At 67.6% G+C, this 16,997-nt stretch carries 13 protein-coding genes; 5 read left to right on the top strand and 8 right to left on the bottom strand.

Annotated features, from left to right (window positions below):
• The first annotated feature begins 54 nt into the window (after window positions 1-54).
• The 3 genes from P2T65_RS17915 (at window position 55) to P2T65_RS17905 (ending at window position 3,749) form a co-directional block, all read left to right on the top strand.
• Window positions 55-711 (top strand): GntR family transcriptional regulator, encoded by a 657-nt coding sequence (locus P2T65_RS17915; RefSeq protein WP_063185210.1) that lies wholly within the window; start codon window positions 55-57, stop codon window positions 709-711.
• 194 nt (window positions 712-905) lie between these two features.
• On the top strand, window positions 906-1,700 hold the full coding sequence (locus P2T65_RS17910) for a substrate-binding domain-containing protein (RefSeq protein WP_276200411.1): 795 nt from the start codon (window positions 906-908) through the stop codon (window positions 1,698-1,700).
• Between the two features lie 9 nt (window positions 1,701-1,709).
• Window positions 1,710-3,749, top strand: a complete 2,040-nt coding sequence (locus tag P2T65_RS17905) for a methyl-accepting chemotaxis protein (protein WP_063185215.1) — start codon at window positions 1,710-1,712, stop codon at window positions 3,747-3,749.
• Window positions 3,750-3,863: 114 nt separating this feature from the next.
• On the opposite strand, the gene P2T65_RS17900 is transcribed toward P2T65_RS17905, so the two are convergent.
• A complete protein-coding gene (locus P2T65_RS17900) occupies window positions 3,864-5,012 on the bottom strand; it encodes a 2Fe-2S iron-sulfur cluster-binding protein (RefSeq protein ID WP_055458032.1) in 1,149 nt (382 codons plus the stop codon).
• A gap of 71 nt (window positions 5,013-5,083) precedes the next feature.
• Window positions 5,084-6,853, bottom strand: a complete 1,770-nt coding sequence (locus P2T65_RS17895) for an ethylbenzene dehydrogenase-related protein (RefSeq protein WP_055458031.1) — start codon at window positions 6,851-6,853, stop codon at window positions 5,084-5,086.
• Between the two features lie 179 nt (window positions 6,854-7,032).
• Here P2T65_RS17895 and purU point away from each other — a divergent pair, with 179 nt between their 5' ends.
• Both purU and P2T65_RS17885 read left to right on the top strand, forming a co-directional pair.
• Window positions 7,033-7,896 (top strand): formyltetrahydrofolate deformylase, encoded by an 864-nt coding sequence (gene purU / locus P2T65_RS17890; protein ID WP_055458030.1) that lies wholly within the window; start codon window positions 7,033-7,035, stop codon window positions 7,894-7,896.
• 248 nt (window positions 7,897-8,144) lie between these two features.
• Entirely contained in the window at window positions 8,145-8,360 is a 216-nt protein-coding gene (locus tag P2T65_RS17885) for a hypothetical protein (RefSeq protein WP_063185224.1), read from the top strand.
• A gap of 140 nt (window positions 8,361-8,500) precedes the next feature.
• Here the strand turns inward: P2T65_RS17885 and P2T65_RS17880 are convergent, their stop codons facing one another.
• The 6 genes from P2T65_RS17880 to P2T65_RS17855 form a co-directional block, all read right to left on the bottom strand.
• On the bottom strand, window positions 8,501-9,961 hold the full coding sequence (locus P2T65_RS17880; RefSeq protein WP_096335325.1) for an aldehyde dehydrogenase family protein: 1,461 nt from the start codon (window positions 9,959-9,961) through the stop codon (window positions 8,501-8,503).
• A 140-nt stretch (window positions 9,962-10,101) separates the two neighbouring features.
• Entirely contained in the window at window positions 10,102-11,943 is a 1,842-nt protein-coding gene (locus P2T65_RS17875) for a dipeptide ABC transporter ATP-binding protein (protein ID WP_276200410.1), read from the bottom strand.
• A 3-nt stretch (window positions 11,944-11,946) separates the two neighbouring features.
• Window positions 11,947-12,807, bottom strand: coding sequence for an ABC transporter permease (locus P2T65_RS17870; protein ID WP_276200409.1), 861 nt, complete (start codon window positions 12,805-12,807; stop codon window positions 11,947-11,949).
• On the bottom strand, window positions 12,804-13,751 hold the full coding sequence (locus tag P2T65_RS17865) for an ABC transporter permease (protein ID WP_276200408.1): 948 nt from the start codon (window positions 13,749-13,751) through the stop codon (window positions 12,804-12,806). Before P2T65_RS17865 ends, P2T65_RS17870 begins: the two co-directional genes overlap by 4 nt.
• Before the next feature lie 166 nt (window positions 13,752-13,917).
• Complete coding sequence (locus P2T65_RS17860) at window positions 13,918-15,417, bottom strand: ABC transporter substrate-binding protein (protein WP_276200407.1); 1,500 nt, start codon at window positions 15,415-15,417, stop codon at window positions 13,918-13,920.
• Between the two features lie 224 nt (window positions 15,418-15,641).
• Window positions 15,642-16,922 (bottom strand): acetylornithine deacetylase/succinyl-diaminopimelate desuccinylase family protein, encoded by a 1,281-nt coding sequence (locus P2T65_RS17855; protein ID WP_276200406.1) that lies wholly within the window; start codon window positions 16,920-16,922, stop codon window positions 15,642-15,644.
• Between the last annotated feature and the right edge of the window lie 75 nt (window positions 16,923-16,997).

Genomic DNA, 16,997 nt, shown 5'->3' with positions numbered 1-16,997 from the left:
TGTCAACGATTTTGTATACAATATAGATCGTATCGTATGCGATGGTGCTGTCACATGAGCGGCAAACGCGGCTTCGTCCTCAGGGACGCCCTTGAGAACGACATCGCGATGGGCCTTCTCAAGGCAGGCGAGCGGCTGGACGAGGCGACGCTCGCGCAGCGCTTCGGCGTCTCGCGCACGCCGATCCGTGAGGCCCTGCTGCAGCTAGCCACCACCGGCCTCGTCGAAATCCGCCCACATCGCGGAGCTGTCGTCGCACAGGTGGGCCCCTCGCGCCTCATGGAGATGTTCGAGGTCATGGCCGAGCTCGAGGGTATGTGCGGCCGCCTCGCCGCCCGCCGGGCCGACGGCAGCGACATCACGGCGTTGGCGGCGGCGCAGCGGGATTGCCGCGCTGCCGCGGAGGCCGACGACGCGGATGGCTACTACTACGCCAACGAGCGCTTTCACCACGCCATCTACCAGGCCTCCCGCAACGGCTTCCTCGCCGAGCAGGCGACGCTGATGCACCGGCGGCTGAAGCCCTATCGGCGCCTCCAGCTCCGCGTCCGCGGTCGCATCCGCACCTCTCTCGCCGAGCACGACGGCATCCTGGCCGCCATCGAGCAGGGCGATGCGGAAGTCGCCTCGACCCTCCTGAAGGCGCACATCATCATCCAGGGCGAGCGCTTCGGCGACCTTGTCGCCAATCTCGCCGAGCACACGGCCTGAGCGCGTGGCGCCGATTTAACGCTCATACATTGTAAATACTGATCTGACTTGTGAAAGTAGCCGACAGTTAACCAACAAATTGCCCGAGCGTGGATGCATTGCACTGAACGCTACAACTTTCGGTAAGTTCACCTTTCATTACCCTCTGTCTCCTATCATGCAAGCCTTCGGGCAATAACGAGACACGAGGAAACATGCGCAAGCTCGTCGGCCTGATCTGCGCCGCAATCGTTGGCCTCGGCGCCCCGGCAGCCGCCACCGCGGCAGAACTGCGTATCGTGGGCACCGGCGACGGGATCGATATCCTGAGCGCCGTCGGCAAGCTCTATACGCAGCGCAACCCCCAGACGACGATCGTCGTGCCGCCAAGCATCGGCTCGGGTGGCGGCATCGCGGCCGTCGGATCGGGCAAGGAGATCCTCGGGCGCATCGCGCGGCCGCTCACGGATGCCGAGCGCTCTCAGGGCCTGGTGGCGACGCCGTTTCTCAGGCTGCCGTCCGCTTTCTATGTCAATCGCAGCGCCGGTGTGTCAGCCCTCACCGGCGCGCAGATCCGGGCGATCTTTTCCGGCGCGGTCGAGAACTGGCGCGAGGTGGGCGGCAGGGACCTGCGCGTGCGCGTCGTACGCCGCGAGGACGCCGACAGCACTCTTCAGGTACTGCGCGCCTCCATGCCCGGTTGGGACAAGCTCGTCTTCACGGACAAGTCGAAGACCGCCTTCACCACCCAGGAGGGCATCGACACGGTCCGAGAGGTCGAAGGCGCCATCGGCTTCGGCCCGTTCAGCAACAATCTGCCCGATGAGCTGGCGGTGTTGCGCGTCGACGGGCTGTTCCCAACCGACGACGGCTATCCGAGCGCCGTGACCGTGGCGATCATTCACGATCCCAAAACCGTGACGACGGAGGCCCTGAACTTCATTTCCTTCCTGTCCTCGCCGGAGGCGCAGGATGCCATGCGTCAGGCCGGCGGCGTTCCCGTGAAGTGAGGCCCTGCCTTGAAAAGCCTTTCCTCGCTCGGCACGCGCTTTACGATCGCGATCGTCGCCACTGCGCTCGCGGCCTTCGCCGCGCTCGTCGCGCTGACGGTCATGCGCCTCGACCGCGGGCTGAACCGACAGGCAATGCAGCTCGAAGCGCTGGCCGAGACGAAACTGTCCGAACGACTGGAGGCCGACGCGAGGCTCGCGGCAGCGCGCCTCAGGAACATCTTCGACGAGGTCACCTACCGCATCAACGCCATCGCGCTGAGGGCGGACGTCTCGCGCGCGATCGCCTCGGGCAATGTGGTGGCGATGAGCGAACTCCTCTCGCGCGCCGCCGAAGTCGCCAAGATCGACGGCATTCTGGTTGTCGATAACAAGATGCGGGTGATCGGCGCGCACGACCAGTGGCTCGACATTCTCGGCGCGAACGACGCACTGCAGAAAAGCCCGCTCGCAGAGCAGATCCGGCCCCTCATGACCGAGAACGACCGCCGCCGGCCGCGCATCCTCGAGACGGTCAGGCCACTCGACGAGGCGCTGGCGACGGCCGTTGGTGCCGTTGCCCCGGCCCCTGCCGCCGCCATCGTCGTCACGCCCATCTTCGACGATTTCGGCGATGTGGTGGCCGCGCTCATCGCGCACCGGGCGTTGCGCGCCAGCGAGCCGATTCTCAACGAGTTTTCGCGCCTGACCAACACTGGCGTTGCCGTGCTTTCCGGAGATCGCGTCGTCTCCCGTTCGGGCCTGCCCCCGCTGACGGGCAACTTCTCGGCGCATGAGGACACAAACCTGCTCGCGACGCCCGATCAGCAGTTCTTCTCGCGCTGCATCGACTTTCCCGCGAATCTCAGCGTGTGCGCCCTCGCGCCCCGTACCGAAGCCTACCAGCTCAGGGACGAGACAGTGCGCATCGGAGCCGCCGAGACGCGCGCGCTCGTCGCCTGGCTCGTCGGCGGCGCCAGCTTGGCGCTCATCGTCTTCGCCGCCATCGCGCTCGCCACGGCTCGCCACGTTACCCGGCCGTTGGAGCGCATCACCGAGGCCGTCGGTGCCGTCGCGCAGGGCGACTGGCGCACCCACGTCTCGGGCGCCAATCGCAAGGACGAGGTGGGCGATATCGCGCGCGCCGTCGTGCTGCTCCAGCGCTCGCTGCAGGAGCGCGACCAGCTGCGCACGCATGTCGCCTTCGCCGAGACCGTCAAGCAGCGGCGGGAAGCTCTGGAACAGGCCATCCACCGCTTCGACGAGACGATGCGTTCGGTCCTCGCCCGCGTCGGTAGCGGTATCGATACGATGGATGCCATGGCACACCAGCTTGCCGACGTTTCGGCCGCGGCCGAGAGGGAGGCTGTCGAAGCCGTCGCCGCCTCGGAAAGCACGGTCTCGAGCGTTACGCTCGTGAAACATGCGACCGAGCAGCTCAGCAGCTCCATCGCCGAGATCGCCGGCAAGGTGCAGGAGACGGCCACCGTGGTCGACGACGGCAATGCCGTCGCCCGCACGGCCACGGCCAAGGTCGACGGCCTGGCGGAGGCGGCGAGCAAGATCGGCGCCGTCGTGCGTCTCATCGACGAGATCGCGGCCCAGACCAATCTCCTCGCTCTCAATGCCACCATCGAGGCCGCCCGTGCCGGCGACGCCGGCAAGGGCTTCGCCATCGTCGCCAACGAGGTGAAGGCGCTCGCTGGACAGACGGCGAAGGCCACCGACGAGATCGCGAGCAAGGTCGCGGCCATCCAGGAGGCCACCGGCGAGGCGGTGAGCTCGATCGAGATGATCGCACGCACCCTCGAGAACGTCATGACCCATACGAGGGCGATCGAGATCTCCATCGAGCGCCAGACCGTGGCGACGCAGGAGATCGCGGGCAGCGTCCATGCCGCCTCCAACGGCACCGTCGACCTGTCGCACAGCGTCGACCGCCTCAAGGCGACGATCGGCGACGCCCGCAGCACGTCGGTTCATGTCGTCAACACGGCGACTGTCATGGTCGAAGAGGCGCGCCGCCTCGACCAGACCGTCCGCACTTTCCTGACGGAAGTGTCAGCCTAGTGCGTCGTCCGCTCAACGCGCTACCGGCCGGACGGGAAAAGGGCTGCCATTATAATAAAATAGGCGCTCGTTCTGATTCATTTCCGTCGGAACGAGCCATGATGTGCGATTGGCCTACTCCCGACGCATCAGCCGCCGAGCGGCGAACAGCGTCTCCTGCAGCGGCCGCCGTGCCGCGGGCCGGCTGGCCGGCCGTGCGGCCGGCACGCGGCCGGCGTCGTCCGCTCCCGCCATCTGCGGAGCGAACAGGCCGGCATCCTGCGGCACAGGTGTGCGGCCGGGCGTGCGCAGGAGCCGCGCCATCCTGTCCATGAAGGACATGCGCTGTTGGCTGGGCAGGAAGGGGTCGGCGAAGCAGAAGGCACCGGCCGACAGCGCCTTCAGCTTGACGGCATCGACCAGCCCCGGCGCTCCCGCCACATAGACCATGTCTGACGGCCCCAGCAGCGGCAGATAATTCGTCGGCCGTCCCGAGCGGACGAGCCCACCCCCGCCCTGCCGCGATGTCGCGATGACCTCGCGCGCGCCATGGTCGCGCAGCCAGTCGAGCGACTGGCGCATGTAGAGCCCGTCATGGTCGCGCGCGCCGACGATGACGATGATGTCGCGGCGCGGCCGGGCCCGCACCGCCTCGTGCGCCACGGCCCAGATGGGCGCCCAGCCGGTTCCGCCGGCGACCAGCACCATGAGCCCGTCGCCGCGGCGGAAGAAGGCATGGCCGAATGGCCCTCGCACATCCACCCGGTGCCCGGGCGTGATGCTGCGGCCGAGCTCGGACGAGACGATGCCGTCCGGCAGCATGCGGATGTGGAAGACGAGTTCGTGCGCCGCGCGTGTGCCGTCCCAGCGCAGGGTCGGGCTGTAGTCGCGCGGCGGAAAGCCGGCGAAGGTCACGCTCACATATTGCCCCGGCAGATAGTCGAGCGGGCTGCGCAGCTCGACGATCACTTCCACCACGTCGCGCGAGAGGGCGCGCATCGCCGCCACCTGGCCCGCGCGCTTGGTCGCCTCCGGCACCTCGTCATAGGTAATGACCGCATCGCCTTCGAGCGTCGCCTGGCAGGCGAGCACCGTGTCGCCCTCCCCGGTGCCCTGGTCGTCGACCGACCCGGAGACGACGCGCACGCGGCAGGTCTCGCATTGCCCCGAGCAGCAGTCGTGCGGCACGGCGATCCAGCCCCCCATGGCCGCATCGACCAGCGTCTCGCCGACGCTGGCCCGAACCGTGCGTCCATTGACCGTCAGATTGCACTTGCTTGCCATGTCTCACCTCTGGCGCGGCATCCGCCTCGCAGGCGCGGCACAACACGGGTCCGCGCCGCGCAGCAGGCGCATCACTCGATGACCAGCTTGACGGGGCGCACGTGGCGCGTGTGCCGGGTCTGGGTGTGGTCGAAAACGGCGACCCACATGTAGAACGGCTCGCCCGGCACGAAATCGACGTCGTATTTGCTGCCTGTCGTCAGCGCGCGCCTGGTTTCCAGCGTCCACCAGCCGTCCGACCAGCGGGCAGCGCCGACAATGTCGGCGCGGTCGCCGCTGTACTCGCCCATGATGAGCACGCCGGGGATCACCGTGCCGACAGGGATGGCGGCGTCGAGCTCCGGCGAATAGGGGACGGTCTCCGCCTCCATCATCCACCACTGAGCACCCTCGCTGTCGCTGCTGTCCGGGTCGAGGTCAAAGGTCTTGAGCTTGGCGGCGGTCTGCCGGTAATCGGCCGGCAGGCGCTTCAGCTGGACGGGGCCGCGATAGCCGCCCGGCGGTTCGGAGACATAGTTGTAGACATAGAAGGCCTTGCCCGGATCGCCGGTGTAGCCGCCCTGATAGCGGGCCGTCTTGTTCCAGTCCGCCTCCTTCGGCTCGATCGGCGGGCCGATGAACTGGTCGTCGACCCGGCCGAGCAGCCCGCCGCGCGAAGCCTTCCACTGCCACATGTCGATATAGCTGCCGTCGGTCGTGTAATGCAGGCCGCGGTTGTTGAGCGCGCCCGGCTTGTCTGAAAGCGGCTGCGGGCCGAGATGGGTGGAGGCGCCGCCGCCGAAGGCCTGCGAGCGCGAGAAGATGACGGACAGCTTGTCCTCATAGAAATTCATCACATCGGCGATGTCGGCGTGATCGTGGATGAGGTGCCAGCCGTCCTCCCGCTTGATGAGCGGCAGGCGGCGCAGCGAGCGCGTCGGATCCTGCCAGCGGAAGGCGAAGTAGATGTTGTTGGCATCCCGGACCGCCCGTACCTCGACGAGCGATTCGCCGCTGCCGCCGAGATTGGCGCCCTGCTGGGTGCGGATGCGCACCGGGCCGGCCCTCCGCCAGGCGGCATCGTCGAGTACGCCGTCGAGCGTCGGCGGATCATCCACTGCGCCGACCGTCAGCGTATCGCGCGTGCCCCAGTCGAAGGCGGCAATGGCCCCCGCGACCGGCACGCCGACGAGGACCGCCGTCAGCAGGGGCCGGGCCCTCATGCCGCTGTTGGCCATGAGCCGCGTCGGCCGGAACAGCCGCAGGATCTGCGGCCATCCGCCATAGAGGAAATGCGCGACGACATGAATGAAGATGTAGGCCAGCACGGCAATGGCACTCGCGGCATGGACCGCGACGATCCAGCCACCGTAGCCGATGTACAGCGCGATGCCCGTCGCCGTCAGGATGGCGACGAGCCCGTAGACCACCCAGTGCAGGATGACGTTGACGGCACCCCAGCGCAGGCGGCTGGCTGCCGGCATGACGAGCGCTCGCGTCTTCTTCAGTGCCACCCGATGGCGCAGGCCGCTGCGCAGCATGTAGAGCGCATAGGCCGTCGCGGAGAAGAAGAGGACGAGGCTGGCCACGAAGTGGACCGTCCAGATTTCCCCCTGAGGCAGGATGGGTTCCAGCGCCTTGGAGAGCACTGCCTCGGGCGCATCGGCCGAGATGCGCAGGCCCGTCAGCAGGCTCACGACCATCGCGATAGCGACGAGCCAGTGCAGAAAGATGGTGCCGATATCGGTGCGCGGTGGCCCCTCCCTGTCGCGCGTTGCGGTCTGCCTTGCCGCTTCGGCCGCGGCCCTTCGGGTCGGTCGGGATCGGTCGATCCCCTCTCGCAGATGTCCGATATCGGCCATGCCTGTCACCCGTATCGAGGAAGTCGGATCCGTGAATGCTGTTTTGATTTAAATTTTAATCTATCTTTTATCAAATCAGAACGATCGCCAATAGCCAAGACTGATCGTGCGGCGAAATTCTGTGGTGCTGCGACGCCATAGCCCTTGCAGATTCCGGAAAAAGGCTCAAAAGGGCGGCCATGTCACAGCCGCACTATGTCCTCACCCTGTCCTGCGCCAACCGCCCCGGCATCGTTGCGGCGGTCTCGACCCATCTCTTCGAATCGGGATGCAACATCCTCGACGCGCAGCAGTTCGACGACACGCAGAGCAACTGCTTCTTCATGCGGGTTGTCTTCAACCCGCTGAACGGTGCCCCGACGCTGGAGGACCTCAGGAAGAGCTTTTCGGAGGTCGCCGAGCGCTTCGCCATGACCTGGACGATGCGCGACCGGGCGGAGAAGCGGCGCGTGATGATTCTCGTCTCCAGGTTCGACCATTGCCTCGTCGACCTGCTTTATCGCAGGCGCCTCGGCGAATTGCCGATGGATCTCGTGGCCGTCGTCGCCAACCACCCGCGCGAAACCTATGGCTCGCTCGATTTCGACGGCGCGGCCTTCCACCACCTGCCCGTGACGAAGGAGACGAAGCTCGAGCAGGAAACCCGTCTGTGGGAGCTCATCCGCGAGACTGGGGCCGAGGTCGTCGTGCTTGCCCGCTACATGCAGGTGCTGTCCGACGGTCTCGCGGCCAAGCTCGCGGGGCGCTGCATCAACATCCACCATTCGTTTCTGCCCGGCTTCAAGGGCGCCAAGCCCTATCACCAGGCGCATGCGCGCGGCGTGAAGGTCATCGGGGCGACGGCCCACTACGTCACCTCGGACCTCGACGAGGGTCCGATCATCGAGCAGGACGTGGAGCGCATCAGTCACCGCGATACGCCGGACGACCTCGTGCGCAAGGGCCGCGACATTGAGCGGCGCGTGCTCGCCCGGGCCCTGCGCTACCACCTCGAGGACCGCGTCATCCTCAACGGCCAGCGCACGGTGGTGTTTACGGATTGATCACGGCCCGAGCGCCACCGGGCGCTTGAGGGAAGTTGAAACAAAGGTCGCGCCATGAAATGCACATGGCACGTATAATATAAATATATATTCCGAATTTAACTGATCTCCGCACCTGCAATTTCCATATCGAGAACAGACAGAACTTGCAGAAACCTCTATTTCACAGATTGGCAACACCCGACATTTGCATGAATAGAGATTCGACCATGCCAAATCCCCCCAAGATCGCCCCGGAGCGCGGATACATGCCCGGAACGCACCTGCCGGGACAGAGCATTGCCGCCCAGGCCGATGCCTGGACGCGAGGTCTCACCCAGACCATCCAGCAGCTCCCGCCCGGCCAGCAGCACCTTGCCGTGAACCCGGCCAATCCCGGGATCGGCGCGGGCAACGCGGCCAATCCCGCAAACGCCGCCAACCCGGGAGCCGGCGCCAACAATCCCGGAAATGCCCCCGGATGAAATGAACGAATCCGGGCTGCGGCAACGCCGCACCCATCGACCGGCAGGTGACGCGCGCCCGCGGAGCAGCGAGGACGGCATCGCGCAACACGGATTTTCACGATGCGTGATGCCGTCCTTCAACCAGCCCTATTGACCGCCTAGCCGTGCAGGATGGCCACCGTCTTCAGCACCGAAAAGCCATAGAGGGCCTCGAATCCCTTCTCCCGGCCGTGGCCGGAGCGCTTGACGCCGCCGAAGGGCAGTTCGACGCCGCCGCCTGCGCCATAGTTATTGATGAAGACCTGGCCGGACTTGAGCGCCCGCGCCATGCGCAGCTGGCGGCCGCCGTCGCGCGTCCACACGCCGGCGACGAGGCCGAAGTCGGTGCCGTTGGCGATGCGCACGGCCTCCTCCTCGCCCTCGAAGGGGATGACGACCTGCACCGGTCCGAAGATCTCCTCCTGCGCCAACCTGTGGTCGCCCGACACATTGGCGACGAGCGTAGGCCGCACGTAGCAGCCGCCGGCCGGCGCATCCGCCACGATGCCACCCTCGCCGGCGATGGCGAGGCCGTCGGCCCTGGCGATGCCGATATAGCGCTCGACGATCTCCTTCTGCCGGGCCGAGACCATGGGGCCCACATCGAGGTCCGCCAGCGCAGGTCCCACCTTCAGCGCCCGATAGCGCTCCGCCATGCGCGCGACCACCTCGTCGAAGACGACGCGCTCGACGAGGATGCGCGAGGAGGCCGAGCAGGTCTGGCCGGCGTTCTGGATGCCGGCATTGACGAGGAAGGGCAGCGCCGCGTCGAGGTCGGCGTCCGCAAAGACGACCTGAGGCGACTTGCCGCCGAGCTCGAGCGTCACCGGCACCGCGTTCTTCGCCGCGGCGGCCTGCACGAGCGCTCCCGTCGCAACGGAGCCGGTGAAGGAGAGGTGATGAACGCCGCGATGCGCCGAGAGCGCCGCCCCCGCGGCCTCGCCCGTGCCCGGCACCACGTTGAGCGCCCCGGCCGGCAGCCCTGCCTCCTCAGCAATATAGGCGAAGGCGAGCGCCGTCAGGCAGGCTTCCTCGGCCGGCTTCAGCACGGTCGCATTGCCCATGGCGAGCGCTGCGCCGACCGAGCGGCCTATGATCTGCATCGGGTAGTTCCATGGCACGATATGGCCGGTGACGCCGTGCGGCTCGCGCAGGGTCAGCACCGTGTAGCCGTCGAGGTAGGGAATGGTCTCGCCGTGCACCTTGTCGGCCGCGCCGCCGTAGAACTCGAGGTAGCGCGCCAGCGCCAGCGCATCGGCCTTCGCCTGCTTCAGCGGCTTGCCGACATCGAGCGCCTCGAGCCGGGCAAGTTCGTCCGCCTTCTCGGCCACGAGCCGCCCCATGGCCGAAAGGACGCGCCCGCGCTCGGTCGCCGTCATTCGCCCCCAGGCGCCGGACAGGGCCTCCTCCGCCGCGCCGACGGCAGCATCGACATCGCGGGCGCCGCCGGCGGCGATGCGCGCCAGTTCGCTGCCGTCGGAAGGATTGACGAGGGGAAGCGTCTCGCGGCTCGCCGGCGCCCGCCATTCGCCGGCGATGAGGACGCGGTCGGTCGCAAAGGCAGTGGTCATCTCGTTCATCCGTTCGCTGATCTGTCGCTGACGCTGTTCTAGAGCATTTTCCGCCGAAGTGGATACCGGTTCGGCGAAGAAAATGCTCTATTCTCAAAAAGATAGACGCTCTTTCCAATTTAATTGAATCGCAAAGAGCTATCGCCGCTTCAGCCGCCAGAGGGGACCTCGCCCGCCGCCGGACTCTCCCACGCCGGGCGCATGGCTCGCGCCGCGAGCGCCCGGGAGAGGTCGGGCGCGGCGGCGAGAAGCTCGCGCGTATAGGCGTGCCGCGGCGCCGCGAACACCTCCGCCGTCGGCCCCTCTTCCACGATCCGGCCGGCGCGCATCACGAGCACCCGGTCGGTGATGGCCCGCACCACCGTGAGGTCGTGCGAGATGAAGAGGTAGGCGAGCCCGTGCTCGGCCTGCAGGTCGGCGAGAAGGTCGAGCACCTGGGCGCGGATGGAGACATCGAGCGCCGACACCGGCTCGTCGAGGATGATGAGCGACGGCCGCGTGATGAGCGCCCTTGCGATGGCGAGGCGCTGGCGCTGCCCGCCGGAGAATTCGTGCGGATATTTGTCCGCATCTTCCGGCTTGAGGCCGACATCGCGCAGCACCGCGGCGATGCGCCGGTTGCGTTCCGCTGCGTCGATCTCCCCACGCAGGAGATGGAGCGGCTCGGCGACGAGCCGGCCGGCCTTGTGCCGCGGATCGAAGGAGCCATAGGGATCCTGGAACACCACCTGCACGGCCCGCCGCATGGCGGTGAGATCGGCGGCCGAGAAACCGGCCAAGGAGCGGCCGCGGAACAGCACGGCTCCGCCCTGCGGCGGCTCCAGCGCCATGAGCGTGCGCGCGAGGGTCGACTTGCCGCAGCCGGATTCGCCGACGAGCCCGACGCTTTCGCCCGGCCGGACGGCGAGGCTCACGGCATCGACGGCGCGCCGCTTCTCGGGCGCGCTGAAGAGCGACCGGCGCCGGCCGCGATATTCACGGACGACGGACTGCGCAACAAGGATAGGAGTGCCTGGTCCCTCCTCTCCGCGAGAGGGTGACGGATACGGCTGATCCCTCCCCTTCAGGGGAGGGTGGCTCGCGCCTCTCGGCGCGAGACGGGTGGGGTCCGGGCTGGGAGCAGTGCCCTCGACGGCAGCCGCGCCGCCCCCTCCGTCGCCGCTATGCGGCGCCACCTCCCCCTCACGGGGGAGGATCGGTGGCGCCGTCAACTTGCGCCTTGCCGGCACGTGAGTCGACGCTTCCAGCAGCGCCTTCGAATAGGGATGCCGCATGCCGGAGAAGAAGGCCGCCGTCGTGCCCTCCTCTACCACCTCGCCGTAACGCATCACGGTGACGCGGTCGGCCATCTCGGCGACGACGGCAAGGTCGTGCGTGATCATGAGGAGGCTGATGCCCTCCTCGGCCACCAGCTCGCGCATCAGTTCGAGGATCTGCGCCTGCGTCGTCACGTCGAGCGCCGTCGTCGGCTCGTCGGCGATGATGAGCTTGGGCTTCAGCGCCACCGCCATGGCGATGACGACCCTTTGGCGCTGGCCGCCGGAGAGCTCGTGCGGATAGCGGTCGAGCGGGAAGCGCGAGGGCGGCAGGCCGACACGCTCCAGCGCCTGCCCGGCCCAGGCCATGCATTCGGCGCGCCGGGCGCCGAGGTGCTGGGCAAAGCACTCCGCCACCTGCGCGCCGATGGTCTTCAGCGGATTGAGCGCCGTCATCGGCTCCTGGAAGATCATGCCGATGTCGCGCCCGCGCAAGGCGCACATCTGCACCTCGCTCTTGGAAAGAAGATCCTCGCCGTCGAGCAGGATGCGGCCCGTCGCGCTGGCACCGCGCGGCATCAGCTGCATCGCCGCGAGCGCCGTCATGGACTTGCCGGAACCGGATTCGCCGACGAGCCCGAGGATCTCGCCCTCGCCCACCGAGAGCGAGACCCCCTTGAGGATCGGCAGGCCGTAGATGGAAAGGTCGAGCCCCTCGACGCTGAACATGGCCATCGCTCAGCGCTCCCGGGCAAGGCGCGGGTCGAGCAGGTCGCGCAACCCGTCGCCGAGGAGGTTGAGGCCCATCACCGTGACGACGATGGCAAGGCCGGGCACCAGCGCAAGGCGCGGCGCGAGCGCCATCAGCGTCTGCGCCTCGTTGAGCATGCGCCCCCAGCTCGGCGCCGGCGGCTGCACGCCGAGCCCGACATAGGAGAGGGCCGCCTCGGCCAGCACGCCGAGCGAGAGCTGGATGGTGGCCTGCACGATGACGAGGCTCAGCATGTTGGGCAGGATATGCTCGAGCGTGATGAGCCCGCCGCCCTTGCCGGCGACACGCGCCGCCATGACGAACTCGCGGGTCCACAGGGGCAGCGCCGCGCCATAGGCGAGCCGCGCGAAGACCGGCACGTTGAAGATGCCGATGGCGACCATGGCGTTGACGGCGCCGGGGCCGAAGATGTCGCGCAGCATGATGGCGATGATGAGCGCCGGAAAGGCGAAGACGAAGTCGTTCGCCCGCATCACCGCCTCGCCGACGATGCCGCGCTGCGCGGCCGCCAGAAGCCCGAGCGGCACGCCGAGCCCGAGCCCGATGCCCACCGCCACGAAGGACACGGCCATCGACGTGACCGCCCCGTGCATGATCATCGACAGGACGTCGCGGCCGTACTGGTCGGTGCCGAGCCAGTGCGTCGCCGAGGGCGGCTGCAGCTTGCGGGCAATGTCGAGCACCGTCGGGTCGTGCGGCGTCCACACGAAGGACAGGAGCGCCATGGCGGCGACGACGAGCGAGATCGCGGCCCCCAGGAGGAAGCTCGGGTGGCCGAGCGCGCGGATGGCGAGGCGGCGCCGGCCAGGGGCCATGGTCGCGCTCATGCCCGCCTCCTCAGGCGCGGGTCGACGGCGGCATAGGCCACCTCGACGAGGAAGTTGACGATGACGACGCTCGCGACGAGCAGCATCACGATGCTCTTGACCACGATGAGGTCGCGCTGGGTGATGGCCTGGAAGACGAGGCGGCCGAGGCCCGGCAGGAAGAAGACATTCTCGATGATGATGGTGCCGGCGAGCAGGAAGGAGAACTGCAGGCCCATGATGGTGAGCACGGGAATGAGCGCGTTGCGCAGCGCATGCCGGCGCACCACCTCGCTCCGGCTCAGGCCCTTGGCACGGGCGGTGCGCACGTAGTCCTCGCCGAGCGCGTCGATGAGGGAGGAGCGCATCACGCGGGCGAGGATCGACGCCTGCGGCAGAGCGAGCGCCACCGCCGGCAGGATGAGCGAACGCCCCGCCGGCCACAGGCCCGCCCCCCAGCCGGGAAAGCCGCCGGCGGGCAGGAGCCGGAGGCTCACCGCGAAGATGAAGACGAGCAGCATCGCGAACCAGAAGTTCGGCACCGCTATGCCGACCTGCGTCGCCGCCATGATGCCGACATCGGCCGGTCCGTTGCGCCGCGTCGCCGCGAGCGCGCCGACGGGCACGGCGATGAGGACGGTGAGAAGCAGCGAGATGGCGGCGAGCGGAAGGCTGACCCACAGGCGCTGCGCGACAAGCTCGCCGACAGGCACCGAATAGGTATAACTGCGGCCGAGGTCCCCCTGGACGAAACCTGCCACCCAGGCCGCATAGCGCTCCGGCGCGGGCCGGTCGAGGCCGAAATCGGCCCTGAGCGCCGCAAGCGTATCCGGCCGCGCATTGGTCCCCAGCATGATCTCGGCGGGATCTCCGGGCAGCACCTCCATCACCGCGAAGATGACGAGCGAAGCGATGACCAGCGTCGCGGCGAGCGAGGCGAGGCGCTTGGCGAGATAGACGAGCATTCAGGTCAGCCCCACCTGAACGTCGCCATCGACAGACGTCCGACTACTTCGCTTCGCGAGCGGACGTCAGCGACACGAACAACGCTGTCCCCCTCCTCCCGCTTGCGGTGGGGAGATGGAGAAGGAGCCGCCGCGAGCGGGGAGCCGGACACGACCGAGATCACTGCTACTCGCGCCACTTGACTTCCGTCAGGTCATTGGCCGGCACCGGGGTGTTCTCCCACAGCCCCTCGAGCCGCGCGTCCCAGATGCCGATCTTGGGCAGGAGGAACAGCCAGGCGTTGACGGCGTCGTCCGCCAGCTTTTCCTGCAACTGGCCGAGGAGCGCGAGCCGCTCGCTCTCGTCGGTCGAGGCGACGAAACGCTCGTAGAGCGCGCGGTAGTCCGGGTCCTTGTAGCCGAAGTAATAGTCGTCGCGGGCATAGATATCGAGGTCGAGCGGCTCCACGTGGCTCACGACGGTCATGTCAAAGTTCTTGTTGCGGAACACTTCGCTCAGCCACTGCGCCCATTCCATCGGCACGATCTCGACCGAAATGCCGACGTTGCGCAGCTGCGCCGCCAGCACCTCGCCGCCGCGGCGGGCATAGTCCGGCGGCGGCAGCACGAGCCGGACGGAGAGGTTCTCCGCCCCCGCCTCCTTCAGAAGCGCCTTGGCCTTCTCTGGATCGAACGGATACTTGCCCGTGAGGTCGACATAGCCCTTGTCCTGCGGCGCGAAATGCGAGCCGATGGGCTTGCCGTAGCCGTACATGGCGCCCTCGATCAGCGCCTTGCGGTCGACGGCGTGGGAGACGGCGCGGCGCACGCGGATGTCGTCGAAGGGCTCCTTGCCGTTGTTCATGGCAAGCACGGTCTTGCCCTCGGTGTCGCCGACGACGACCGTGAAGCGCGGGTCGGCCTCGAACTGCGGCACGTTCTCCGGCGCGGGGAAGATCGGGAAGGCGTCGACATCGCCGGCCATCAGCGCCGCGAAGGAGGCGGTCGGGTCGCCGATGATCTTGAAGGTCGCCTTCTCGAGGGCGACGGGCTCGCCCCAATAACCGTCGCTGCGCGTCAGCGTGACGTGGTCGCCCTTCACCCATTCGGCGAGCTTGAAGGGACCGGTGCCGACCGGCGCCGTCTTGTTGTCGGCGGCGCTCTCGGGCGCGACGATGACGGCGGCGGCCCAGCCGAGGTTGAACGGCAGGCTGCCGCTCGGGCGCTTCAGCGTGATCCGCACTGTCTGCGGGTCCACCACCTCGACGGTGTCGATGGGCTCGAAAAGGCCTTTCTGCGGGTTGACGCTGTCGGCCGCGCGCGCCCTGTCGAGCGAGAACTTCACGTCCTCGGCGTCGAAGGTCGTGCCGTCGTGGAACTTCACGCCCTGCCGCAGGTGGAAGGTGTAGACCTTGCCGTCCTCCGACACCTCCCAGCGCTCGGCGAGCGAGGGCTTCACCGTCCCGTCGCGGTCGATGCGCGTCAGGCCCTGGAAGACGTTGTTGTAGACGATTTCCGCGATCGCCGCCGCGGCGCCCGCCGTCGGGTCGAGATGCGGCGGCTCGAGCCGGATGCCGAGAATGACGTCCGTCCGCGCCGCCAAGGCCGGCGTGCCAAGGAGGATGCCGGCCGATACGGCGACAGCGGCCGTCCCCCTCACCAGATGCTGCATCAGACGGCGATACATTCCGGCCCCTCCTTCGTCGCAAGGTCATTTGTTGTCGATATCATGCCAGGCACGCCTTTCGTCATCGCCGGGCTCGTCCTCGCAAGGCGGGCTTGCCCGACTTGCGACACTTCCCGTAAGCGCAGCGCGTATCCGCGCTGCATTGCCATCCACGCCTTCTGCGCAGGCTGCAGGGCGTGGATGCCCGCGACAAGTGCGGGCATGACGGCGGGTGCACAACACGCTCACGCCTTGCCGCCACCCTCCAGAAGCTCATGCAAGGCGCGCGCCATGACCCTCGCCGAATCGACCATGTCGTCGATGCCGACATATTCGTCCGGCTGGTGCGCCAGGTCGAGAATGCCCGGACCATAGGCGATGCAGTCCTTCAACCGACCGATGCGATCGACGTGCTTCTGGTCGTAGGTGCCAGGCGAGACGACATAGCTCGGCTCCTGGCCCATGACCTCGCGGATCCCGCCCGCAACGGCCTGCACCACGGGCGCCTCGCGGTCGGTCATCGTCGGCTGCACCTCGAACAGGTCCTCGATGGCATAGGCAAAGTCCTTCCGCTCCCTGGCCAGCCGGTCGAGGATGCCGATCACCTCGGCCTTCACGTCCTCGATCCGCTCTTCCATGAGGAAGCGGCGATCGATGACCATGCGCGCGGAATCCGGCACGCAGGGCGACGGCAGGCCGTCATGGTCCTCGCCTTGCCCGCCGTGGATGGAATTGATGTTGAGGGTCGAGCTGCGCGCGCCCGGCGGGATCACGGGCATCGCCGTGCGGCGCGCGGCGAGCGCCGGGATGAGCTCACACTCGAAGGCATTGAGGACCGCGCCCATGTGGCGCACGGCGCAATCACCGAGGAAGGGCATGGAGCCGTGCGCGATGCGGCCCTTCGTCTCGATCTTCGCCCACCACACGCCGCGATGGCCGAGGCAGATGCAGTCCTTGTTGAGCGGCTCGGGAATGATGACGTGATCGACACGCGGCTTCGAGAAGAAGCCCTTGCCCGCGAGATAGGCAACGCCGCCGTAGCCGCCCGATTCCTCGTCGGCCGTGCCGGAGATCTCGATGGCGCCGGGAAAACCGGGCATGAGATCGATGAAGGCCTCGGCCGCGATGATGGAGGCTGCGAGCCCGCCCTTCATGTCGCAGGCACCGCGGCCGTAGACCTTGCCGTCCTCGATCTGGCCGCCGAAGGGGTCGCGCGTCCAGCCCGCCCCGGCCTCGACGACGTCGATATGGGAATTGAAATGGACGCAGGGACCCGGCCGGGCGCCCTCCTTGCGCGCGATGACGTTCCAGCGCGGATAGCGGTCGCTGTCGCCGGGCGTTCCCTCCGCGCGGACATAGGCGATGTCGAAGCCGCGCCGGCGGAGCCGCTCGCCGACGAATTCGGCGCAGTCGCGATAGTTCTCCCCCGGCGGGTTGACGGTCGGGATGCGGATCAGGTCAGCCGTAAGGGCGGCCAGCTCATCGCGGCGGTCTCGAACGGCTTCAAGGACGTCTCGGATAGACATGACCGTCTCGGATCGGTTGGGCCCGGCATGGTTTCACCACGCCGGGCCACCTGCAAGACAGTTTTCGTTTGTACA

It is taken from the genome of Chelatococcus sp. XZ-Ab1 (assembly GCF_029309855.1).
GTDB lineage: Bacteria > Pseudomonadota > Alphaproteobacteria > Rhizobiales > Beijerinckiaceae > Chelatococcus_A > Chelatococcus_A sambhunathii.
The sequence above is the reverse complement of the archived record's forward strand: the minus strand, read 5'-3'. Positions and strand labels throughout refer to the sequence as shown.